Here is a 23,471-nt window from a genome sequence, read left to right as displayed (position 1 = left end):
TTTAAGAAAATTTTCTATCTTTGCATACTGAACGGTAACGTTTACCGGGCATAAATGATTAACTGACAGAAATGAGTAAAGTATTGATTATCGGTGCAGGCGGTGTAGGAACCGTTGTTGCACACAAGGTGGCTCAACACCCCGAAGTTTTTACTGAAATTATGATTGCCAGCCGCACTCAGTCCAAATGCGACGCGATTGTAAAAGCAATCGGTAATCCCAACATCAAGACTGCAAAAGTCGATGCAGACAATGTCGACGAACTGGTGGCTTTATTCAATGGATTCAAACCCGAAATCGTTATAAATGTAGCTCTTCCATACCAGGATCTGACTATCATGGAGGCCTGTCTGAAAGCAGGAGTCAATTATCTGGACACAGCCAACTACGAACCGAAAGATGAAGCCCACTTTGAATACAGCTGGCAATGGGCATACAAAAAACGCTTCGAAGACGCAGGTCTGACTGCCATTTTAGGCTGCGGATTTGACCCGGGGGTGAGCGGAGTATATACAGCATACGCAGCCAAACACCATTTTGACGAAATCCAATACCTGGATATTGTTGACTGTAACGCCGGTAACCACCATAAAGCCTTTGCCACCAATTTCAACCCGGAAATCAATATCCGTGAAATCACTCAGAACGGACGTTATTACGAAAACGGGAAGTGGATTACAACCAAACCACTGGAAATCCACAAGGATCTGACTTATCCGAATATCGGACCGCGTGATTCCTATCTGCTCTATCATGAAGAACTGGAATCACTGGTGAAGAATTTCCCGACCATCAAGCGTGCACGTTTCTGGATGACTTTCGGACAAGAATACCTTACTCACTTGCGTGTAATTCAGGATATCGGTATGGCAAGTATCGAACCGATAAACTACAACGGTATGGAAATCGTTCCGCTGCAATTCCTGAAAGCTGTATTGCCGAATCCGCAGGATCTGGGCGAAAATTACGACGGTGAGACATCAATCGGTTGCCGTATCCGCGGATTAAAAGACGGAAAAGAACATACCTATTATGTATATAACAACTGTTCCCACCATGCAGCTTATGAAGAAACCGGTATGCAGGGAGTAAGTTATACTACCGGAGTTCCTGCCATGATCGGTGCCATGATGTATCTGAAAGGGCTATGGAAACGCCCGGGGGTATGGAACGTGGAAGATTTTGATCCGGATCCATTCATGGATGAACTGAACAAGAACGGATTGCCATGGCATGAAGTATTCGACGGCGATCTTGAACTTTAATTGATTTGCTAAAAATATTTAAACACATAAAGACGGCAGTAAATTTTTGAAATAACTGCCGTTTTTACTATAAAGCCAGTATTATAACGGCTTAATTTTTAAACATTCTGACTATGAACGTAGGAGATAAAGCTCCCGAAATATTGGGACTGAACGAAAAAGGAGAAGAAATCCGTTTAAGCGACTATAAAGGAAAGAAAGTGGTTTTATATTTCTATCCGAAAGACATGACTTCCGGATGTACGGCCCAGGCATGTAACCTGAGAGACAATTATGAAGCATTGCGTAAGGCCGGCTATGAAGTGATAGGGGTCAGCATCAATGACCAGAAATCACATCAGAAGTTTATTGAAAAGAACGGACTCCCATTCACCCTTATTGCCGACACGGAACACAAGCTGACCGAGCAGTTCGGGGCATGGGGCGAAAAGAGTATGTATGGACGGAAGTATATGGGTACTTTCCGTACAACTTTTATCATCAATGAAGAAGGCGTCATCGAACGGATCATCACCCCAAAAGAGATAAAGACCAAAATCACGCCGCCCAAATTTTAAAGTAATATTCGATTATGGCAAAAAAAGACGAACTTGAATTCGAAGGAGGTATTGACACCCCTACCTCGAAACCCAATAATGCGGAAAAACTGAAGGCACTTCAGGCCGCGATGGATAAAATCGAGAAAAGCTTCGGAAAGGGATCCATCATGAAAATGGGTGATGACCATGTACAGGAAGTAGAAGTCATCCCGACCGGCTCTATCGCTTTGAACGCAGCATTGGGTGTGGGAGGATATCCTAAAGGACGTATCATCGAAATATACGGTCCAGAATCATCCGGTAAGACAACCTTGGCAATCCATGCCATTGCTGAAGCCCAGAAAGCAGGAGGCATAGCCGCTTTCATCGATGCCGAACATGCATTCGACCGTTTCTATGCAGCCAAGCTGGGAGTGGATATAGATAATTTATGGATTTCACAGCCGGACAATGGAGAACAGGCTCTGGAAATAGCCGAGCAACTGATCCGTTCATCTGCAATCGACATCATCGTCATCGATTCTGTCGCCGCCTTGACTCCAAAAGCAGAAATAGAAGGTGATATGGGTGACAACCGGGTTGGACTACAAGCCCGTCTGATGTCACAGGCATTACGTAAACTTACATCAGCGATCAGCAAGACAAATACCACCTGTATCTTCATCAACCAATTGCGTGAAAAGATCGGTGTCATGTTCGGAAATCCGGAAACGACAACCGGTGGTAACGCACTGAAATTCTACGCTTCGGTACGTCTGGATATCCGTCGCGCTTCCCAGCTGAAAGACGGTGAAGAGGTTATCGGTAACCAGGTCCGTGTAAAAGTGGTCAAGAACAAGGTGGCTCCTCCTTTCCGCAAGGCAGAATTCGATATCATGTTCGGAGAAGGCATTTCACACAGCGGTGAAATCATCGATTTAGGATCCGAACTGGGAATCATCAAGAAAAGCGGTTCATGGTACAGCTACAACGATACGAAACTGGGACAGGGACGGGATGCTGCCAAACAATGTATCCAGGATAATCCGGAACTGGCTGATGAACTGGAAGGCTTGATTTTCGCTGCCTTGAAAGATAAGGAATAAATAACACTCCTATCATATAATAAAGCATACAGGCTTACACCTGTATGCTTTTACACAAAAACCAAATATTATGAAATTGACGCATACTATATTCACTGCAATACTCTGCCTGACCTCAACATTAGGGTTTGCTCAAACCTCGAAAAAGACTATTCCATACAGATTTGCGACACAGGCAGAAGCCCAAATGCTCATAACCGATATTGATGACTATACCAACGGATGGAATCAGTTTGATATCAATGCCCGTCTAGGAAAAACGGATGGCAGAAAATCACAATTATTGTCCCTGGCCATGAGTTCTACCTTATCATGGGGAGATGCCGACAAAGCCAAAGTAAACAAAGCATTCAAAGATATTGAAACAGCAATCAAAAAACAGAAACTGGACATTTCGTTTCCCAACGAAATAATTCTGGTCAAGTCTACTATGGAGGAGGAATGTGGAATTGAAAGCTATACACGCAAGAACTGGATTGCCATAGGAGAAAACATACTGAAAGCAGGAGCGGAAACACAGCTGAAAACAGCCATAGCCAAAGAACTGTTCCACCAGTTGACCCGTAATGACATGAATTTCAAGAAAGCAGCCTATGCCACTATCGGATTTGAAGTCACAGGCCACGAAATCTTGTTCCCGTCCGACCTGATGGAAAAACGGATATCCGACCCTGACGTCACCAGATATGACAGCTATATAACCTTACCGGTCAATGGTAAAGACGAAAAATGCACGATGGTCAAATATACCAGCCGTCCTTATTCCGGAGGTGAAATCTATGACTACATCGAAATCGGTCTTGTCCCTCTGAATGAACAGCTGGTCCCTATACAGGAAAACGGAAATACCATTATCTATCCGATAGAAGAAGTAAAAAGTCTGTATGATAAAATAGGAGCCAATACCAACGATATAGAAAATCCGGAAACGGTTCTGGCTTCGAATTTTGCACTAATCCTTTCTGGAAGGACGGATATCCCTAATCCGGAAATTACCGGTAAACTGAAAAGTGTATTGCAGCAGAAATTCTAATCTTTCCCACGACCTGGAAAAATTATTCCAACAGAACGACTGTAAAATAGGATATAAAATCCCCCTATTCCAACTAATATACAAAATATCGGAATAGGGGGATTTTCGATTACACAGACAAATATCTATCATTTCTTTCCCGACGCTGATTTCTTATAATCCTGCTCGATAGCAGCAGTAATCCAATTGGCCAAAGCCTGACGGTTATCGGCTATTACAAGACGTTTCTGGTCGCGCGCATTACGGATATTACCCAATTCCAGAAATACACCATATGGAATACTGTTACGTAACACGTGCAGATTACGTTCACTCACCGTTCCATCAAACCCTCTGTCCGGCTGGTGCCGATCATATTTTGCAGCAAAAGTTTTCTGTAACTGGAGAGCCAGACGCTTTCCCATCCTGCTACCCGGAGCATGATAGAAAAAGACATCGGTCTGATCCTTCTTGCCACGGCTGTCAATGTGGATAAATACCGCCCGTTTATAACGGCTCTTATCTTTACGATACAACCTGTTTATCGCCTCACAACGTTGGTTCAGACGGGGAATCTGTCCCAATGGAATCGGATCTCCCATACAGGTTTCCCGCTTGCTGTTCTTCAAGACAGCGGCGTCACGGATACCATCCTTCGCATCCTGAATAATGAAATAAACTTTTGCTCCCCGCTTCAACAGCTCACGGCCCAGACGTAAAATGATATCGTACGCATATTCATCTTCATGGAGCTCCTTCCCATGGTACTTACCTATACAACCCGGATCAGGGCCTCCATGTCCGCTTACCAGATAGAATACCGCTCCTTTCAGACTACTGGAAGTGACGGAATAGGAAGCATAAGCCTTACCGAACAAAGGCTCATAATTCCCTTTCTTTTTTCTGGCAAAACCTGGAGAAACCAGCAGACAAACAAGCAGCAACAATAAGATCTTTACCTTTTTCATTTCAACAGCTCATCAATCTTTTTACATAATGCTGCAAACTCCTCCTCGTTATACAGACGGGTCATCATCACAATCCTGCCATCCTTGCCGACCAACACATTGCGGGTTATACCGGCGTTACGCTCGGCATATCTGGCAAAGATATCGGCTCCCGGATCCAATCCCATCGGATAAGTCACTTTGGTCTGAGCAATAAATGCCTTCACTTTTTCAAGAGGTTCATCACGATCTATACCGAACAAAGCGAACGAAGTATTGTCCTTGTGTTTCTGCCAGATATCACTTTCTATAAACGGCATTTCCTTACGACATACTCCACACCAGCTGGCGGTAAACTGTAACATCACTACTTTCCCCCTCAAGTCGGAAAGTTTCATTGTCCTGCCATCGGTCAGCGTCATTTCAAAGTCAGGAGCCATATCCCCTACTTTAACAATATAACCCGCGGCATCTGCCCCCGACTGCCGGGCACATGCGGAAGTCAGGTTTCCCCATCCCACACAACATGCCAACAACATCATCATACACCATTTTTTCATAGTCCAAAACTTTTATCAGGATTCAAACTTACTAATTTTCAAAATATGACCGAATAACTTTTTATAAAAAAACGCACCGCCACTCCAAATCATGACAGTGCGTTCCATATGCGCCATATAATAATTGCCTTTGATTACAACGGCATATTTCCATGTTTCTTAGGCGGATTACTTACGCTCTTGTTCTGTGTCATTTCCAATGCCTGGATCAGTTTATAGCGTGTATCCTTCGGAAGAATGATCTCATCGATATATCCCTGCTCGGCCGCACGATAAGGATTCGAGAATTTTTCCTTATATTCTTCAACAGCCTTTGCCTTTTCTTCGGGAGTAGCTTTACGGTACAGGATATTGACTGCACCATCGGCACCCATTACGGCAATCTCGGCTGTCGGATAAGAGAAGTTCACATCGGCACCGATAGGTTTGCTGTTCATTACAATATAGGCACCTCCATAAGCCTTACGGGTAATAACAGTAATTTTAGGTACTGTAGCCTCGGCATATGCATATACGATTTTCGCACCGTGACGGATAATACCGTTATGCTCCTGAGTACATCCCGGAAGGAAGCCAGGCACATCTTCAAACGTCACGATAGGAATATTGAAACAGTCACAGAAACGGATGAAACGGGAAGCCTTATCGGACGCATCGATATCCAACACACCTGCCAGATAAGCCGGTTGATTAGCCACGATACCTACCGAACGTCCTCCCAAACGTGCAAAACCGATAACGATATTCTTGGCAAAATGCGGCATGATTTCAAAGAAATAGTGGTTATCTACCACCGGTTCAATGATGTTCTTGATATCATACGGCATGTTAGGATCGTCCGGGATAACAGTCATCAAAGATTCTTCCACACGACGGACATCGTCTGTACAAGGAATCATTGGAGCGTCTTCCATATTATTGGAAGGAAGGAAACTCAACAGTTCACGGATACTCATGAGAGTTTCCTCCTCGGTATCACACAAGAAATGAGTGACTCCACTCTTACTACTGTGTGTATAAGCACCACCCAGTTCTTCCTTATCAACCTCCTCATGAGTCACAGCCTTCACTACATCCGGACCGGTTATGAACATATGGCTTTTTTCCTTCACCATAAAGATGAAGTCAGTCAAAGCCGGAGAATAACAGGCACCACCGGCACAAGGACCCAAAATAGCCGAAATCTGTGGTATAACTCCTGAAGCAATCGTATTCTGGTAAAAAATAGATGCGTAACCCGAAATACTGCCCACACCTTCCTGAATACGGGCACCTCCCGAATCATTCAAGGCTATGACGGGAGCACCGTTCTTCAATGCCAACTGCTGTACCTTTACAATCTTCTGGGCACCAGTTACGCTTAACGTACCTCCATAAACCGTAAAATCGTAAGCATATACATAAACCAGACGGCCATCGATTTTACCATAGCCACATACTATTCCATCACCGGGAATATGGCTTTTGTCAATACCAAAGTCCGTACAATGATGGATTACAAACTTATCTATTTCATTGAACGTACCTTTATCCAGCAACATGTCGATACGTTCGCGGGCCGTCATGTGACCGTTGGCATGCTGTCTTTCCACACGTTCTACACCGCCACCCTGAGAAGCCTGTTTGTCAAGTTCCTCGAAATTTTTATATTGTTCTGCTGTTGTCATAATCATTTATCGTCTTCTTTAATTACATCCAGTGTCATGATAACCTGATTGCTGTTTACCGAATCACCTTCATTCACCAGAATATCTTTAACAATGCAAGGACTGTTTACCTTATAGTTGCTCTGCATCTTCATAGCCTCGATAACAACTACGATATCACCGGATTCCAGACGGTCGCCCACCCTAACCGGTATCTTGACTACCTTACCCGGCATAGGAGAAATAATCTTGTCCGACTGCTTCTCATCATTACCTTTACGCATACGCAGATACTTGGCCTGCGAATCAATGATATCAATGTTATACGACTGATAATGGGCATTCACCGTATAGCTTTTTCCACCTTCCTTACGAATCAGTTCCGCATTATACGACTTACCCTCATGCAAAATAGAACAACTACCATTTTCAGCCATTACAATATCCACATCGTAAGGAACTCCGTCAATTGTCAATTGTACCTTGTTGCCCTCCTTACTTACCAAAGAGATATCCGCAACTCTGTTTCCAATATGTATTTCCATAATTTTTCTTTCCTTATTTATCAGATACGCAATACACCTTTCTTCAGGCCGAACTCACGCCAACGGCTGATAGGACGGTTATCGGTTGAATTCGATTTATTTTCCTCCAGATTCATCAGATAATCGATATATGCAGCAATCATGGCAATATTTTCAGTATCTTCCTCCTTCTTCCCAGCCCATTCACGTAACATGTCCTGATGTTTCGGTATAAACAAAGTATTGTAATGTCCTTCTACAAAATCAGGTACATTCATAATATGACGCAGGTAGCTGATATTGGTTTTCAAACCTGTAATCTTGTATTCATACAAGACACGGCGCATACGCTCAATAGCAAACTCACGGGTTGTTGCCCATACAATCAGTTTACCGATCATCGGATCATAATAGATAGGAATCTCGTAACTTTCATATACATAACTGTCGATACGTACACCGATACCGTTCGGTTCCATCAATTGGCGTATAACACCCGGTGACGGCATGAAGTTGTTTTCAGAGTCTTCGGCACAAATTCGACATTCAATAGCATGACCACGCTGCTTCAGATCTTCCTGCTTGAAATGTAAAGGTTCACCGCTTGCCACACGCAACTGTTCCTTAACCAGGTCAACTCCCACCACTTCTTCTGTAATAGGATGTTCAACCTGCAGACGGGTATTCATTTCCAGGAAATAGAAGTTACGATGCTTGTCGACCAGAAATTCAATAGTTCCGGCACCTTTATAATGTACGGCCTTTGCCGCAGCAACCGCAGCTTCACCCATTTTCTGACGAAGTTCAGGAGTCATAAAAGGAGAAGGAGTCTCTTCCACGATCTTCTGGTTACGGCGCTGGATAGAACATTCACGTTCAAACAGATGTACGGCATTGCCATAATTGTCTCCCAGAATCTGGAATTCAATGTGATGCGGCTCTTCCACAAATTTTTCCAGATAAACCGTATCATCACCGAATGATGACATAGACTCCGAACGTGCCGTATTGTATGCTTCTTCGACTTCATCCACATTATGAATCAGGCGCATACCTTTACCGCCACCTCCCATAGAAGCCTTCAGCATGACCGGATAACCGATCTGGTTACAGATTTCTTTCGCTTCCTCAACACTGCTCAATGGTTTTTCCGTTCCGGGAACTACAGGAACTCCGGCCGCTATCATATGTTTACGTGCAGAAATTTTGTCTCCCATCGCATCCATCGTTTCAGGATCCGGACCGATAAAGATAATCCCTTCCTCACGGCAACGGCGCGCAAACTCAGAATTCTCAGACAAGAAGCCATATCCCGGATGGATTGCATCAGCCCCATGACGTTTGGCAGCCATAATGATTTTATCGATATTCAGATAACTCTCACGTGATGCCGCCGGTCCAATCAAGCAAGCTTCATCAGCATAAAGTACGTGACGTGCCGTTCTGTCGGCCTCGGAAAATACTGCTACCGTACGGATTCCCATTTCACGACAGGAGCGCATTACACGCACAGCAATTTCACCACGATTAGCGATCAATACTTTTTGTATCATGCTTTATGTTTTAATTATTGTCTTCTAAAGATTTATTTCCGGCCACACTCATACAGCCAGGCCAGTCCTACTGACATTTTCTTTTTTACACAAGAAACTTTAAACTGTGCAAAAGTAGGAAAAAAAAACCGATAAACTTCTACAATGGGCGTTTTTTTAGGTTGCACAACATAATTTTGCATCAAAAAGAAAAAAAGTATCCTTACAAATTATCCATCTATCAAAAAAGCAAAGTCCAGTTGGCAAAATGTAAACTACACACTACCCTACGCCCGATATATAAACACATTGATGATACAGGAAGACAACTTCTATATGCTTTATAAAAACTAACGGAAACTATTTGGAAACTATTTATAGAATAAGACTAATGAAAAGCAGAACAAACCTTGCTGAATATTCCGGTCTGAAAAAACAATTGGATACAAAAAACAAAGGAGCAGACAAAAAAGGAAAAACAATCTTCCATCTCTGCCTGCTCCCTGCCATACTCTATCTATGGTAGTACATATTATGCCAACGGATCAAAGTCCAAACAGAAAATCCGGAGCAAATCCGGTCATTTTTTACGCGTTACCGTATAAAGTACCTTGCCTTCCTTATTGATCATATGAAGATTCAGCACCTTCTTATCAGCCGCAATCAATGAAAAACCGGTTTCACCGCTACAGAATACGGTTCCGTCAACCGGTTTTACATCACGGCTCAACGAACCAGACGAATTGACGACATAATCGATATCACTTCCCGGCTTACGGATATATTGGAAATTATGGATATGTCCACACAGATACATGTCTACCTTATGCTTACGCAAGATTGTATCCAGACGTTTCTGCAGATCAACTCGTTCGGCATCTTCCTTTGATGTTTCCGCATAGATAGGGTGATGCCCCACCACCAATACCCAATCTTCCTTGGAAGAAGTAAGGACTGAATCGATCCAAGCAAGCTGCCGGTCCATATCCTGCTTGCAGGCATCAGGATATTTTTCTGTATCTTCACGATACTTGTCGAGCAAAGGGGCTGTATCAACCATTACCAGACGTACCGTAATCCCATCATTTTCCAGCACCTTCGTATAATAGCGGGCAGGCATCTCCCAGCGGGCACTCACATCTGCATAGTCCAATACCGCCTGGGTATTACCTCGATACTCATGATTGCCAAGAACCGGATACCAGGGAATCATCAGTTCCGGATGAGCATATATCAATTCAAAATTGGTCATCCAAAGAGGATCGTTTATACTACGTACACCTTCAAAATGATGTACATCACCGGCCGCAACCACACATTCCACATCTACATTCTCGGCCATATTTCCCATCAATTCCGCAATAGGCTTCTGATCATAATAACCGTTACGGCCCAAATCATTTGCCAGAAAAAAAATTCAAAGGTTTCTCCAGCGTCTTCCATACCTCAGGAGTTTGAGCAAATGAAAAGATAGAAACCATTGCCAACAAGAAGGCAAAAAAAGATCTTTTAGTTGAAAACATAAAATTATATTTATTAATTGATAAATATTAAAGTCAGTAATTATGGAACAAAGATGCATACCGAAGCTGAAAAAAATCTGAAAAGCATCTATCTACAAGCAATCCACAAAAAACAGACACCCCCGCCCCCCAAAGAAAAGCCCGACACTAAAAAGATCCAGGCCGGGCTTTAAAATATATAAAATTGTGTATTAGGGAGTCTTGATTATTTAGTTCCGTAAGCACCGAAATAATCGGCTATAGCCGGAGACTGATAGGACTTGCCATTAACAGTCAGGCCACCAGCAAAATAAGGGACAATATCAGAGCCTGGATAAGTTCCGGCCAAGACCGAAGAGCCATCCTCTACATGGAAATCCCATCCATCATTATATACATACTCTGTAAGGCCAACACCGTTGACATCAAAGTTCACGAATTTCGGATCCTCCAGATTGTTCTCTGTAGCAATCACACTATGTGCATCTACCACTCCGTTATAATAATCTTCGTGGTTATAGTTATAACCTTCCCATGCATATGCTACACCGCTATCTTCCGTAAAGATGATATCACTTTTCTGATTACCCGAAGCGTAGAAATTGTAATCGATGACCGATTTTGAATCATATCCTTCCTCCGGATCGTTCGGAATAGTATAACTGGGAGTCATGGCTCTGAACTTACAATTTACCATCAGGTTGTTTATTACATTGACCAAAGCATTCTTTTCTACGTATACACAACCGCCTTTTTCACCGTCACGACGCCATCCGGCATTGATGATCGTATTGTTATATGCCTGAACCTTGGCCTGGCCACGTGTTTCACTCTGTCCGGAACTGGAAAGTTTCAGACCGTTTGTATTCGGGCTGAACATAATGTTACCGGCTACATCAACCGTACATCCGGCCTTTACGTTTACAGCCTCCGCACCGTCATAACCGTTGGCAGCAAAGATATTGTTGGCAATGATGGCATTTCCACCCATCAAATAGATTCCGTCCGACCAACCGTTACGCAAAATAGAATTAGTAATTACATAATTTCCGTTGATATTATTAGTCGTAATCTGAGGATAAGCGTCATCACCTGCCGTATAAACACCGTTTGTAGCGGCTGGAGAGCCCTCAATGACCTGTCCACCGGTATATTCGATAATGGTGTGGTCAATCAGCATTTCCTTACACGACTCGGAAGCTACGATACCTCCCCACAATCCGGCAAAGATATTATTCTCAGTACGTTCGGCCTCATCCACCGACATCAGAATAGGATTTTCAGCCGTACCTTCACAATACAGGTTTCCGTTCACGGTAAATTCAATAGGCACATGATTGACACCTACACCTTTATCGTCGAAAATGACCTGGACGCCTTCTTTAATTGTCAAGGATTTTCCTTCCGGAACAACCAGATGTCCACTGACTTTCACGATAGAATTAGCTTCCCAGACTCCTTCGACTTCACCTGAAACAGATTCTTCGGTTACATTACCATTCCCTTCATCTGTATTACCCCCATTGTTTACAGTGTCGTCATCACTACAAGACATCAATGTCATTGACATTAAAGCCGCACCTACTAAAAACGAATTAAATTTCATAAGAACTTGGTTAATTGATTTTTACTATATTATATTTATCATCCTTATCCAATCACAATTTATATCGGATACCCAACATGAACGACTGGCCATGCCATTCCTTACGCTCTATCACATTTCCGTTATGACGGTCGGAATCGACGCTCTCGGTATGGGGACCGCTTTGGATAAACCGGAGCAAAGGTATGTCCAGCAAATTGGAAGCCTTCGCAAAGACACTGATACCGTTTTTCCAACTTTTCTCTACGGAAGCATCCAACTGAAAATATCCGTCTTCCCAGATATCATCATCATACCAATTGGAAATATCACTCAAACGCTTACCCGTATAACTTCCGGCCAACTGCCCTTCCCATCCGTGCCTGGTATCTTTAAACAGAAGTGAGAGATTGGCCACATGGGCCGCCTGGCCGAACAAGGGACGGGATTGTCTTCTAGAAGTCACTTCCGAACCGTTCATCAGACGTTTATCGGTCGTTATTCTGGAATGAGTATATGTATAGTTGGCCTTGATACCGAACCATTTGAAATATTTCATCACATCAATTTCGGCACCCAGATTACTGGCATTACCGAAATTCATCGGCTTGTAATACGTATCCTGACCTTCATTGATCAGCCCGTACTCGATCGGGTTCTGCAGACGTTTATAGAAGACACCGACCATAAGCTGTTCTGACGAACGAGGGAAAAGCTCATAACGGATATCCACATTATCGGCTATCGTATGTTTCAAATCAGGGTTACCTTTTTCCTTGTAATCCTCATTGATAATGCTATAAGGAACTATTTCAAAGAAACTAGGACGATTGATGGAACGAGCATACGAAAAACGGAGATTCGAATTGTTATGCACGGCATACTTCACATGAAAACTCGGCAATACATCGGTATATTTCTGATTGCCCTCTGGATCTTCGTCACGGGCAAACTTCAATACATATCCCTGGTTGGTATGTTCCACCCGGACACCGGCTATCAGTTCCCATTTTCCTCTGGTATACTTCACCATTCCATATCCGGCTCCAATCTTCTCGGTTGCATCATAATTCAATGGGTCACCTATATTGCCGTAAGCACGCGGAGTAAGAAGAATCTCATCAAAATTGTTCCAGTCCTCCCCTTCATACTGAGGATCTTTACTTCCTGTAGCCGAATCGAATGTATATTCATTAAAGAAGCTATCACGCTTCTTGTCACGGTACATACCTCCCGCAGAGAAATCGAAAACCGAACCGTTACCTAGACGGAGCTTGTACATAAAGTCGATGTAACCGGCAAGATCCCTATCGGAATTATGCTCCCAACGGCGGGTTGCCGCACCCGAAGTCTGGATATGCGATCCCTGCATATAGATTTCGGTATTGTCCGGCGTCTCACTGTATGCTTTCGAAACCACGGCTGACCAGTTCATATGAAAATCACCGCTATCCATAAACTGGTGTTCCCCCTTCAATGTAGAATTGATGATGTACTGATGATTCCACTTCATACGGATCTGGCGCTCTTTATCATCTTCACCGTCACGTACTTCAGCCTCACTCATATCCATATATCCGTTATACCATGTCAACTTATGGTTCTGGTTTATCTGATAATCAAGTTTCAGGTGAGTTCCTATCCGGGTCTGCTGGGAAGAATAGTTACGGTACTCTATACCATTATGGCTCGTACCCGGCTGGTAATAAATCTGACTTTCCTTGCCCCGGTAAGTATTCAGGAAGCTTCCGGCCAGCATTACGCCCAACTTATCATCAAAAAAACGGTCACCGTAAGAAATCCCGGCCGTCAGGTCGGGTAACGGCCTCTTCCAGCTCATGTGAAGATTTGACATCTTGAAGTTATCCATCGTCACTTTATAGTCTTCAGGTTTCCCCATCGCTTCATACGGTGATTTCTTTGCTATATCACCGTAACCGAACGACTGGAAGTCACGGTCGAAATACATCGCGTTGTAACCGGTAGAGATATTTGCTGTAAACTGGCGTTGCGAAGGCGCATCCTTCATGACCAGATTGACAGCTCCACCTATACCGTCGCCTTCCATATTCGCCGTAAGTGATTTTGTCACTTCAAGACGGTCCAACATTTCTGAAGGGAATATATCCAAAGGAACAAAACGGTTCTTGTTGTCGGGGCTCGGAATCTTTACCCCGTTCACCAATGTATAATTATAGCGTTTATCCATACCACGGAGAATAGCATATTGTCCTTCACCGCTACTGTTACGCTCTACCGTCACACCCGACATGCGCTGAATTACATTCGCAACCGTAATATCCGGCGAAAGTTCAATAGCCTTGGCACTCATCACATTCACCACATTCATAGACTGTTTTTCGATACCTCGGGCTCCCGCTTCCGTCCGTCCCGGGTTATTGGCGACGACCGTAATACCGGCCAGCTCCACATCATCCGTCTTCATCGGGATTTCAATATCCTTATGGGCAGCATCCACTTTTATCTCCATTTTCTGATATCCCACATAAGAGCATACCAATGTATACTTACTCCTGCCCACCGAAAGGTTGAAGCTACCATCCAGACCGGTAACGGCCCCCTTTCCAGGCTCCTCCTTTACCTGTACCGATGCACCGATAATCTCCTCCCCAGTCTGTGCATCCTTAATTCTTCCTTTCAAATCCCATGCCTGAGCGTGGATCGACGCCAACAGACACGCACCTAATACCAATTTCGATTTCATTTCTTTTTTATTTGCCGCAAAAGTAGACCTATCGCTTTTCATGTTCATTGCATGTCTGTTGCGTGTTCGTTGCACGTCCGTTACAATAAAGTTACACACATACCGGGGCAGGACAAAAAAAATCTGCAACACGTTTAACCCAACGCCTTGCAGATCACAACTATACAAATCACACCATTTTAATGTAGAAGCGGAAGTTCTATCGAACCTACCGTCCTTGTCCAATAATTCTTAACACTATTCCAACGATAGTAGGGAGCCTCACGGCCGTCCAGCGGAAGAGTAACTTCACGCTCGTTCAACAAAACTTTTACCAATATATCCTTTTTATTTCGCTTATTCCTATAAAAAATGACCTGTACGTTCCCACACATCGGAATAATGCGATACGTACGGTAAGTATCGGCAATCTTCCGCCAATCGGATGTGGAAACCTGCAGGCTGTCAAGCCCCATCAAAACAGCCAAAGGAGCCAGATTGGTATCATGTCCGTAACGTAGGGTAACAGCGTTCCGTCCGGAATCAATTACCGTATCGGCCGTCGCCACGAAATTCTCCAGCAGATTACGCTCCAGCCTGTACATGCAATTACCGCTTAACGGAGAAGCTCCTTTCTCATAATACCACTCGAAGTTATTGCGTTGCCACATATCGTACAGCTCATCATCCGTAAACAGGAAAGACAAATCCGGCTGGTCATAACTGCTCTGGCTTATTCCGTTCAGTTCAAACAGGTCGGACATCAGTTTCACCGGATCCTTGACATGTCCTTTGGCATATGCCTCATCATTGAACAACTGATGTATCAGACGTTGCGGATGTACATAGACACTATCGGCCGCACGATAGACGGAATCCATGTTTGCCAGATGCATGGCTTCATACCGGGGATTCTCATATTTCATATAATAAGTATCGGCTTCACTTGTGTTTGCCGTAATGTCCAGCTTCGGATCCAATCCCTTCAATTCGATACAGGCCGCGGCCATGGAAAGAAAGGCACGCGTCTTATAGGTAGAACGGGCATCGATATGGATACCGTCTTTAAAAACCTGAGGATAGTTCCTGAACATACGGTCCACCAGCTCCCGATGTTGCCGGGCTCCTTTCGGAGTAAGCTCCCCGTATCTATTCTCCGCTTCTTTTGCCAATCGGGAAACAATATCCAGCGTACGTTTGCCGTCGGTTGTCAATACACCTGCCTTATCCGCCTCCAGCAACAGATCCAACGGTTCCGAATATTTCTTCTCTTTCGTGAGATAGCGGGAGCCATGGCGGGCAAAGACCGAAATATAAAATGGTTCATAACCATCAGGAGCCGGGGTCAGGCGAATATCGGGCACCTGATAGGCATAATACTTACCTGCGGCCAAAGCCGGATTTTCACGGATCTCATCCTGGGCACTCTGAGCCATCAACGGAAAGGCCATACCCAACCATGATATCACCAACAAAATTCTCCTCATCCTTTATAGTTTATTTTTCAAGCGGTACAAAAATAACAATCCTTTCCATATCCGTCTTTATTTTACGGACATGGAAAGGACATCTACCACAAAATGAAACAGCAATGCAATCTTTTTGTTACAGAACCGTCAAGACAAGCTTATTATTTCCTGCAGGATACGTACCCCCTGCTCTACACTGGTCACATCCTTGACCACCATACTGCGCTTTCCGTTCTGCTCACGTAAATTACAGTTACGGGGATATTTGGCCATATAGTTGATAACTTTCCCAAACGCATCACTCTGATAATAGGGGCTTTCCAGGTTGCTGACAAAATACAGAGTCATACGTCCTGCCTTCAAGACCGCTTTCTCCACTCCCAACCGTTTCGCCAAACGCCGTAACGGAACGATGCGGATAAGCTCTTCGCCTTCGGGAGGAATCTTGCCAAACCGGTCGACAAGCCTTGCCTTAAAAGCCTCTACATCCCTGTCAAGTTCCAGCTTGTCCAATTCACGGTACACCAACATACGCTCGCTACTGCTCGGTATGTATTCGTTCGGGAACAAAAGTTCCAGATCGCTTTCGACCGTACATTCATCGACAAACTCATCTCCGCTGAACCGCTCCTCCCCAGCCTTGATCTCATCGGCATAAAGGTCGGCAAATTCTTCATTCTTCAGTTCGGTAACAGCCTCAGCCAGAATCTTCTGGTAAGTCTCATATCCCAGATCGGCAATAAATCCGCTCTGTTCGGCTCCCAACATGTTTCCAGCCCCGCGTATATCCAGATCCTGCATGGCAATATGAATACCGCTTCCCAGATCACTGAAGTTCTCTATGGCCTGCAAACGGCGTTTGGCTTCGGGGGTAAGACTGGCCAACGGAGGAGCCAACAAGTAACAGAAGGCCTTCTTGTTGCTACGTCCTACACGTCCCCGCATCTGGTGCAGATCACTCAAGCCGAAGTTCTGTGCCTGGTTAATAATGATGGTATTGGCATTCGGTATATCAATTCCACTTTCAATGATTGTAGTGGCCAGCAACACGTCATAGTCATAATTCACAAAATCGAAAATAATCTTCTCAAGCTCTTCGGGCTGCATCTGCCCATGTCCGATGCATACTCGGCAATCGGGGATATTACGCAGAATCATAGCCTTCAGCTCCTGAAGGTTCTGAATCCGGTTGTTGACGAAAAACACCTGTCCGTTACGGCTCATTTCAAAATTGATGGCCTCGGTAATGATTTCCTCATTGAACGTATGGACCTCGGTCTGGATAGGATAACGGTTGGGAGGTGGAGTCTGGATAACCGACAAGTCACGCGCCCCCATCAACGAAAATTGCAATGTACGCGGAATAGGCGTAGCGGTCATGGTCAATGTATCCACGTTCACCTTCAACTGGCGCAATTTCTCCTTCACGCTCACACCGAACTTCTGCTCTTCATCGATAACCAGCAGCCCCAAATCCTTGAACTTGACACTCTTCCCTATGATTTTATGGGTACCGATCAATATATTGATATCGCCTGCCGCCAATTCTTTCAAGATACGTGAGGTATCTTTAGCAGAACGTGCACGACTCAGGTATTCCACCTTGCACGGCAAACCTTCCAGACGTTTCTTGAATGTCTGGAAATGCTGGTAAGCCAAGACCGTAGTAGGAACCAGCACCGCCACCTGCTTATTGTCGGCAACGGCCTTGAAAGCCGCCCGTATAGCAACTTCAGTCTTACCGAACCCGACATCCCCACATACCAGCCGGTCCATCGGACGGTCGCTTTCCATATCGGCCTTCACTTCCTGAGTAGCCTTCAACTGGTCGGGAGTATCCTCATAAATGAAGCTCGCCTCCAGTTCATGTTGCAGGAAACTATCGGGACTGAACTTGAAACCTTTTTCCTGCTTGCGTTGCGAATAGAGCTTGATAAGATCACGGGCAATATCCTTGATCTTGGTTTTAGTCCGCTCCTTCATCTTTTCCCAAGCCCCTGTGCCCAGTTTGCTTATCTTCGGCTGTTCACCTTCCTTCCCTTTATATTTGGAAATCTTATGCAACGAATGGATAGATACAAAAACCACATCATCGTTCTGATATACCAGTTTGATGACTTCCTGGGTAGTATTTCCATTCGGAATACGCACCAACCCTGCAAACCGGCCGATACCGTGATCTATATGTACCACATAGTCTCCGGGTTCGAACATGTTCAGCTCCTTCAATGACAAAGCAACCTTACCGCTTCTGGCCTTATCACTCCGGAGATTATATTTATGGAAACGGTCAAAAATCTGATGGTCTGTAAAGATACAGCACTTCAAGGTATGATCAATGAACCCCTCATGCAAGGTCCGGTCTACAGGAATAAAATCAATTTGGTCTCCCCGTTCCTGAAAGATATCCTTCAGGCGATCGGTCTGCTTCACACTATCAGAACAGATATAGATCTTATACCCCCGTTGGAGGTAATCGGTCAACGTACCCGCCACCAGATCAAAATTCTTATGGAAAATAGGCTGTATGGAAGTGTTAAACGTCAGCTTGGCCTGAGGAGTCCCCGTAGCCTTATTTCCGAAATCAATTCTCTGGAAGCCAAGCGCCTTCGTCGCAAACAGGGCTCCGTCTATCAATTTCTTCTCCAGATTCATCAGATCGGTCTGTTCCCCTTCATACGCCTGCAAGGCTTGGGGAGAAAGAACCTCGTCGTGTGCCGCCTGGATCTTCTCGCGGACCCATTGCAAATCCTTCACCCACAAGATGGAATCTTCCGGTATGAAATCAAGGAAACCGATGTCTCCCTCACAACTTTGGGTAAGCTCCGGCACAATACTTATATCCTCCTTTTTCTCCTTCGACAACTGGGATTCTACCTCAAAACTACGTATGCTATCTATTTCATCACCGAAAAAGTCGATCCGGTACGGATATTCCGAAGCAAAGGAATAGACATCCAGAATACTCCCGCGCGTGGCAAATTGTCCCGGCTCATACACATAATCGACATGCTCAAAACCAAAATCCACCAATTTCCGGGTTATGGTATCCGTATCGATATGCTGGCCTACATTCAACTTCAAAGTCCGGTCACTCAAGATTTTCTGTGAAACGACCTTTTCGGCCAGTGCATCCGGATACGTGACAACCGCCACGGGCTCCTTCTTTTCCAGACGGCTCAACACCTCAGTACGGAGAATCTCATTGGCCGCATCCTTCTGCCCATATTTTATGGCTCTCCGGTAAGAAGACGGAAAAAACAGGATCTGTCCATCACCATTCACCTGCACCATGTCATGATAAAAATACCCTGCTTCCTCCAGATCATTCAGGATAAATACCTGCACACGATTAATCTTCTTCAGAAATGCGGAGGCGAACAACGAAGTGCACGAAGCATGCACACCTTCCAGAAAAACCGTACGGATTTCCTTGTCTGCCACCAGTCTGGCCAAGCCTTCAAAATTAGGATGCTTGGCATAAATACGTTGAAGTTCTGCTATTTCCATCCTTTCAATTCTAAACGGTTGCAAAATTATAAAATAATTATATTCAATGGAATCCTTCCCTCCGTATTTGTCGGATATTCTCCCTTTCCTTCCGTTCCGTAAAGCGTGTCATCCCACTTTTATAAACTTAAAAAAGAAGCATCCAAAAATTATTATTACATTTGCAAGTAACAAACAGACAAAATCAAGACCTATGTACAATGACATCATTCAATTGCTGGACCAGCGCCGACTAAAAGAAGCATTCGTACAACTCAGTGCGATGGCAGCCGATACCGACAACTGGGAACTGAAATCAGATATAGAAAACCTTCAGAATACGTACGGGTACATGTTGCAATACGCCGCACAAGGTATGGACGACCCCGAACGTGGTAAAATGTACGCCTCTCTACACCGCAAAGCATACGAACTGGCCGACCGTACCGAATTCATCACAAAATACCGGAAGGAATTCGGTTACTTTGCCGACAAGTTCCGGGCCAGCCAGTCAAGTTCCGGACATTCGTTGAAGGAACTCGTTGAAACACTCGAAAACATCAGTCAGGAACTGGACGTCACGGGTCTGACAATAACCGACAAGAACCAGCTGGGGCAGAAACTTCTGGAACTGAACCGGAACCATGAAAACGCTCTGGACGAGTTGTTCGACGAGCTATGGACATCTCCCTACTGGAAAGAAGAAGACATCAAAACGGCCGAGAACATGCTCAAATCGGTAACCTTGCCCGCCAACGACCTGGCGGTAGCCGTAACCGCCGTTACCTTGAACCTGTTACATATCTTTGATCCGAACAAGTTCCGTTTCCTGGTCAACGCCTATTTCAACCATCCTGATGTAAACGTAAGCGAACGCGCACTGGTAGGCATCTCCCTGATAATATACTATCAGGAAAAAAGACTTTCCATGTATCCGGACCTGCTTGCCATGTTTTCTCTCTATTCGGACGACAACAGCTTTATACAACGCCTCTGCGATGTACAGCTATTGTTCCTCCTCTCACGTGAAACGGAAAAGATCGACAAGAAAATGCGGGAAGAGATCATTCCTCAAATGATGCGGAGTACACAGATGATGAATCCGGAGCAGAAGATCATCGATATTGAAGACCTGGAGGATATGGAAGAAAAGAATCCGGAGTGGAACAAGAACCTGGACCATATGAAAGACAATATCATGGAACTGGGCCAGCTACAGATGGAAGGCGCCGACACTTACATGAGTACATTCTCACAACTGAAAGGTTACGCCTTTTTCCGGCAGGCCGCCCACTGGTTCTATATCTTTGACCGTCACAATACAGCCGTTTCACAGGTTTTCAAAGATGAAAAGCAAACTCCATCCGACAAGCCATCCTTTATTGAAGTGCTGTTAAGGTCGACCATGTTCTGCAACTCCGACAAATATTCAATGTGCCTTACCCTGACCAACCTGCCGGAATCACAACGTGAAATACTCGGTATGCAGATGATTGATTCGGGAGAAGCCAACGAAAGCATCAAACAACTGGAAGAAGATGCAAAAAATGCACGTACCCCCATCGTGGTATGCCGGCAATACCTGCAAGACCTGTACCGTTTCTTCAAGCTATGGGCTTACCGTAACGAACAAACCGACCTGTTCAAAGACAAGCTCGATTTCTGGAACTGTATTCCGCTCAAGCCGTTGCTGACTCGGGATGAACAGCTCGGACGCATAGCCTCACATCTTTTCAACAAGGAATATTACGAAGAGGCAGTCCAAGTATACAGCATGCTGAGCCATACCCAACCCGACAACACGGAAGTTTGGCAGAAGTTAGGCTTCAGCCTGCAGAAGATGAAAAAATATCCGGAAGCCATTGAAGCGTTTAAACAGGCGGACATGCTCAAGCTGGACAACCTTTGGACGATAAAGCACCTGGCCCAATGCTATAAACGGACCAAACAATATGAAAAATCACTGGAATATTTCCAGAAGGCAGAAACCATGCAACCGGAAAACCTGAACCTGCTGATGCAGATAGGACAGATTCTGGCCACCCTGCACAAATACGACAAGGCACTGGCCTATTTCTTCAAAGTGGAATACCTGGAAAAATCACCTGCCAATGCGCAACGTGCCATCGGCTGGTGCTATTTCATGACCGGGAAGTATGAAGATGCCATACGCTTCTATGAGAAATTGTTGTCAACCAATGATATGCAGACTTCCGACTGGATAAATCTGGGGCATGTCTATCTGGCACAAGGCAATATACCCAAGGCAATAGAGAACTACAGGAAGGCCGAAAAGAATTGCGGATCGCACGACGCTTTCCTGAAACTTTACATGGCCGACAAACCGGCATTGCTGGAACAAGACATCACCGAAGAGAATATTTACCTTATACCCGACTTAATACTTGAATAGGTATGAAAAAATTATACGTATTTGCATTGGCATGCCTGTCGTCTTCCTTCTTATGGGGGCAGCAGGCATTATGGAAAGGAGAAGATATCACCTCTCCACAAATCAACCCCGACAAGACCGTCACGTTCCGTCTCGTTGCCCCTAAGGCCTCCAAGGTTGAAATAGAAGGGGACTTCCTGCCATCCCGACATATCCAGACCCCTGCCGGCACCCAGGAAGCTCCAGGACGCAAGGAAATGGAAGAAAAGGAGAACGGACTATGGGAACTGACTACCGATTCTCTTCCTGGAGAATTGTACAGCTATACGTTCTACATAAACGGACAACGCACGCCCGATCCGAACAATGTATACCAGAACCGTGATATAGCCACTATCTCAAACATCTTTATCGTAGGTGGTGGAAAAGGCGACCTTTACCAGGTACAGGACGTCCCTCATGGAAACATATCAAAAGTGTGGTACAGTAGTTCCACATTGAGCATGGACCAGCGGAGAATGACCGTCTATACCCCTGCCGGATACACGGAAGGACACAAGAAATACCCGGTACTTTACCTGTTGCACGGTGCAGGAGGAGATGAAGATTCATGGGGAGACCTGGGAAGAGCCTGCCAGATTCTTGACAACCTGATAGCACAAGGAAAAATCAAGCCCATGATTGTAGTCATGCCGAACGGAAACGGAGGACAGCAGGCGGCACCGGGACAGGCGGCCGACGGCATGCCGAAGCCCCAGTTCATGAACCCCAAAATGATGGAGGGATCTGTAGAAAAAGCTTTCCCGGACATAATGAAATACATAGAGAAACATTACCGGACCATCAACGATAAAAACCACCGGGCCATCTGCGGGTTGTCAATGGGCGGTTTCCATTCATTATACATTTCGGCCCGCTATCCGGACAAATTCGGCTATGTCGGCTTATTCTCGGCCGCTATAAACAGACAGAACAAAGGAGAGAACAATGATGTCTATGACAACCTGGAAGAAAAGCTGGCCGTACAATTCAAGCATGCGCCGCGTCTGTACTGGATAGGAATAGGATCGGGCGACTTTCTCTATAAGGACAATGCCGAATTCCGTAAACTTCTGGACCGGAAAGGATATAAGTATACTTATATGGAAACGGACGGCGGACACATCTGGCGTAACTGGCGGATTTACCTGACCGAATTTACGCAGCTCTTGTTCAAATAA

General features: G+C 44.9%; 14 protein-coding genes and 2 pseudogenes. 6 read left to right on the top strand and 10 right to left on the bottom strand.

Features of this window, described 5'->3' with window-relative positions; genetic code table 11:
• The first annotated feature begins 71 nt into the window (after nucleotides 1-71).
• From BQ7489_RS02440 to BQ7489_RS02425, 4 genes and pseudogenes are all read left to right on the top strand, one after another.
• Nucleotides 72-1,265, top strand: coding sequence for a saccharopine dehydrogenase family protein (locus BQ7489_RS02440; protein WP_072529901.1), 1,194 nt, complete (start codon nucleotides 72-74; stop codon nucleotides 1,263-1,265).
• A gap of 113 nt (nucleotides 1,266-1,378) precedes the next feature.
• A pseudogene (gene bcp / locus BQ7489_RS02435) lies at nucleotides 1,379-1,827 on the top strand (thioredoxin-dependent thiol peroxidase).
• Nucleotides 1,828-1,836: 9 nt separating this feature from the next.
• On the top strand, nucleotides 1,837-2,889 hold the full coding sequence (recA, locus tag BQ7489_RS02430) for a recombinase RecA (protein WP_072529900.1): 1,053 nt from the start codon (nucleotides 1,837-1,839) through the stop codon (nucleotides 2,887-2,889).
• 70 nt (nucleotides 2,890-2,959) lie between these two features.
• Nucleotides 2,960-3,922 (top strand): hypothetical protein, encoded by a 963-nt coding sequence (locus BQ7489_RS02425; RefSeq protein WP_072529899.1) that lies wholly within the window; start codon nucleotides 2,960-2,962, stop codon nucleotides 3,920-3,922.
• Nucleotides 3,923-4,050: 128 nt separating this feature from the next.
• Here BQ7489_RS02425 and BQ7489_RS02420 read toward each other — a convergent pair whose 3' ends face one another.
• The 10 genes and pseudogenes from BQ7489_RS02420 to mfd all read right to left on the bottom strand — a co-directional run bounded on the left by BQ7489_RS02420 (nucleotide 4,051) and on the right by mfd (nucleotide 19,880).
• A complete protein-coding gene (locus tag BQ7489_RS02420; RefSeq protein WP_072529898.1) occupies nucleotides 4,051-4,869 on the bottom strand; it encodes an N-acetylmuramoyl-L-alanine amidase family protein in 819 nt (272 codons plus the stop codon).
• Entirely contained in the window at nucleotides 4,866-5,408 is a 543-nt protein-coding gene (locus BQ7489_RS02415; RefSeq protein ID WP_072529897.1) for a TlpA family protein disulfide reductase, read from the bottom strand. The genes BQ7489_RS02420 and BQ7489_RS02415 overlap by 4 nt, the downstream gene beginning before the upstream one ends.
• Before the next feature lie 134 nt (nucleotides 5,409-5,542).
• Entirely contained in the window at nucleotides 5,543-7,075 is a 1,533-nt protein-coding gene (locus BQ7489_RS02410) for an acyl-CoA carboxylase subunit beta (protein WP_072531995.1), read from the bottom strand.
• Between the two features lie 2 nt (nucleotides 7,076-7,077).
• Entirely contained in the window at nucleotides 7,078-7,599 is a 522-nt protein-coding gene (locus BQ7489_RS02405; protein WP_072529896.1) for an acyl-CoA carboxylase biotin carboxyl carrier protein subunit, read from the bottom strand.
• 20 nt (nucleotides 7,600-7,619) lie between these two features.
• Nucleotides 7,620-9,131 (bottom strand): acetyl-CoA carboxylase biotin carboxylase subunit, encoded by a 1,512-nt coding sequence (gene accC / locus BQ7489_RS02400; protein ID WP_072529895.1) that lies wholly within the window; start codon nucleotides 9,129-9,131, stop codon nucleotides 7,620-7,622.
• Nucleotides 9,132-9,690: 559 nt separating this feature from the next.
• A pseudogene (locus BQ7489_RS02395) lies at nucleotides 9,691-10,591 on the bottom strand (metallophosphoesterase).
• A 247-nt stretch (nucleotides 10,592-10,838) separates the two neighbouring features.
• Nucleotides 10,839-12,218 (bottom strand): hypothetical protein, encoded by a 1,380-nt coding sequence (locus BQ7489_RS02390; protein ID WP_072529894.1) that lies wholly within the window; start codon nucleotides 12,216-12,218, stop codon nucleotides 10,839-10,841.
• Between the two features lie 52 nt (nucleotides 12,219-12,270).
• A complete protein-coding gene (locus BQ7489_RS02385) occupies nucleotides 12,271-14,922 on the bottom strand; it encodes a TonB-dependent receptor (RefSeq protein WP_072531994.1) in 2,652 nt (883 codons plus the stop codon).
• A 179-nt stretch (nucleotides 14,923-15,101) separates the two neighbouring features.
• Nucleotides 15,102-16,388 (bottom strand): histidine-type phosphatase, encoded by a 1,287-nt coding sequence (locus tag BQ7489_RS02380; RefSeq protein ID WP_072529893.1) that lies wholly within the window; start codon nucleotides 16,386-16,388, stop codon nucleotides 15,102-15,104.
• Nucleotides 16,389-16,517: 129 nt separating this feature from the next.
• Nucleotides 16,518-19,880, bottom strand: a complete 3,363-nt coding sequence (gene mfd / locus BQ7489_RS02375) for a transcription-repair coupling factor (protein WP_072529892.1) — start codon at nucleotides 19,878-19,880, stop codon at nucleotides 16,518-16,520.
• 193 nt (nucleotides 19,881-20,073) lie between these two features.
• Here mfd and BQ7489_RS02370 point away from each other — a divergent pair, with 193 nt between their 5' ends.
• The gene (locus BQ7489_RS02370) at nucleotides 20,074-22,272 is read left to right on the top strand and encodes a tetratricopeptide repeat protein (protein ID WP_072531993.1); all 2,199 of its coding nucleotides are present in this window, start codon (nucleotides 20,074-20,076) and stop codon (nucleotides 22,270-22,272) included.
• Between the two features lie 2 nt (nucleotides 22,273-22,274).
• Entirely contained in the window at nucleotides 22,275-23,471 is a 1,197-nt protein-coding gene (locus BQ7489_RS02365; protein WP_072529891.1) for an esterase, read from the top strand.

The sequence above is a fragment of the Bacteroides ilei genome, from assembly GCF_900128495.1.
Lineage (GTDB): Bacteria > Bacteroidota > Bacteroidia > Bacteroidales > Bacteroidaceae > Phocaeicola > Phocaeicola ilei.
Note: the sequence above shows the minus strand (reverse complement) of the source record. Positions and strands in the feature narration are given on the sequence as shown.

Excerpts from the sequence above, each read along its gene's own strand:
- BQ7489_RS02390 (WP_072529894.1), bottom strand. The coding sequence starts at position 12,218 with ATGAAATTTAATTCGTTTTTAGTAGGTGCGGCTTTAATGTCAATGACA.
- BQ7489_RS02415 (WP_072529897.1), bottom strand. The coding sequence starts at position 5,408 with ATGAAAAAATGGTGTATGATGATGTTGTTGGCATGTTGTGTGGGATGG.
- BQ7489_RS02410 (WP_072531995.1), bottom strand. The coding sequence starts at position 7,075 with ATGACAACAGCAGAACAATATAAAAATTTCGAGGAACTTGACAAACAG.
- BQ7489_RS02370 (WP_072531993.1), top strand. The coding sequence starts at position 20,074 with ATGTACAATGACATCATTCAATTGCTGGACCAGCGCCGACTAAAAGAA.
- BQ7489_RS02385 (WP_072531994.1), bottom strand. The coding sequence starts at position 14,922 with ATGAAATCGAAATTGGTATTAGGTGCGTGTCTGTTGGCGTCGATCCAC.
- BQ7489_RS02440 (WP_072529901.1), top strand. The coding sequence starts at position 72 with ATGAGTAAAGTATTGATTATCGGTGCAGGCGGTGTAGGAACCGTTGTT.
- accC (WP_072529895.1), bottom strand. The coding sequence starts at position 9,131 with ATGATACAAAAAGTATTGATCGCTAATCGTGGTGAAATTGCTGTGCGT.
- BQ7489_RS02420 (WP_072529898.1), bottom strand. The coding sequence starts at position 4,869 with ATGAAAAAGGTAAAGATCTTATTGTTGCTGCTTGTTTGTCTGCTGGTT.
- BQ7489_RS02425 (WP_072529899.1), top strand. The coding sequence starts at position 2,960 with ATGAAATTGACGCATACTATATTCACTGCAATACTCTGCCTGACCTCA.
- recA (WP_072529900.1), top strand. The coding sequence starts at position 1,837 with ATGGCAAAAAAAGACGAACTTGAATTCGAAGGAGGTATTGACACCCCT.
- mfd (WP_072529892.1), bottom strand. The coding sequence starts at position 19,880 with ATGGAAATAGCAGAACTTCAACGTATTTATGCCAAGCATCCTAATTTT.
- BQ7489_RS02405 (WP_072529896.1), bottom strand. The coding sequence starts at position 7,599 with ATGGAAATACATATTGGAAACAGAGTTGCGGATATCTCTTTGGTAAGT.
- BQ7489_RS02365 (WP_072529891.1), top strand. The coding sequence starts at position 22,275 with ATGAAAAAATTATACGTATTTGCATTGGCATGCCTGTCGTCTTCCTTC.
- BQ7489_RS02380 (WP_072529893.1), bottom strand. The coding sequence starts at position 16,388 with ATGAGGAGAATTTTGTTGGTGATATCATGGTTGGGTATGGCCTTTCCG.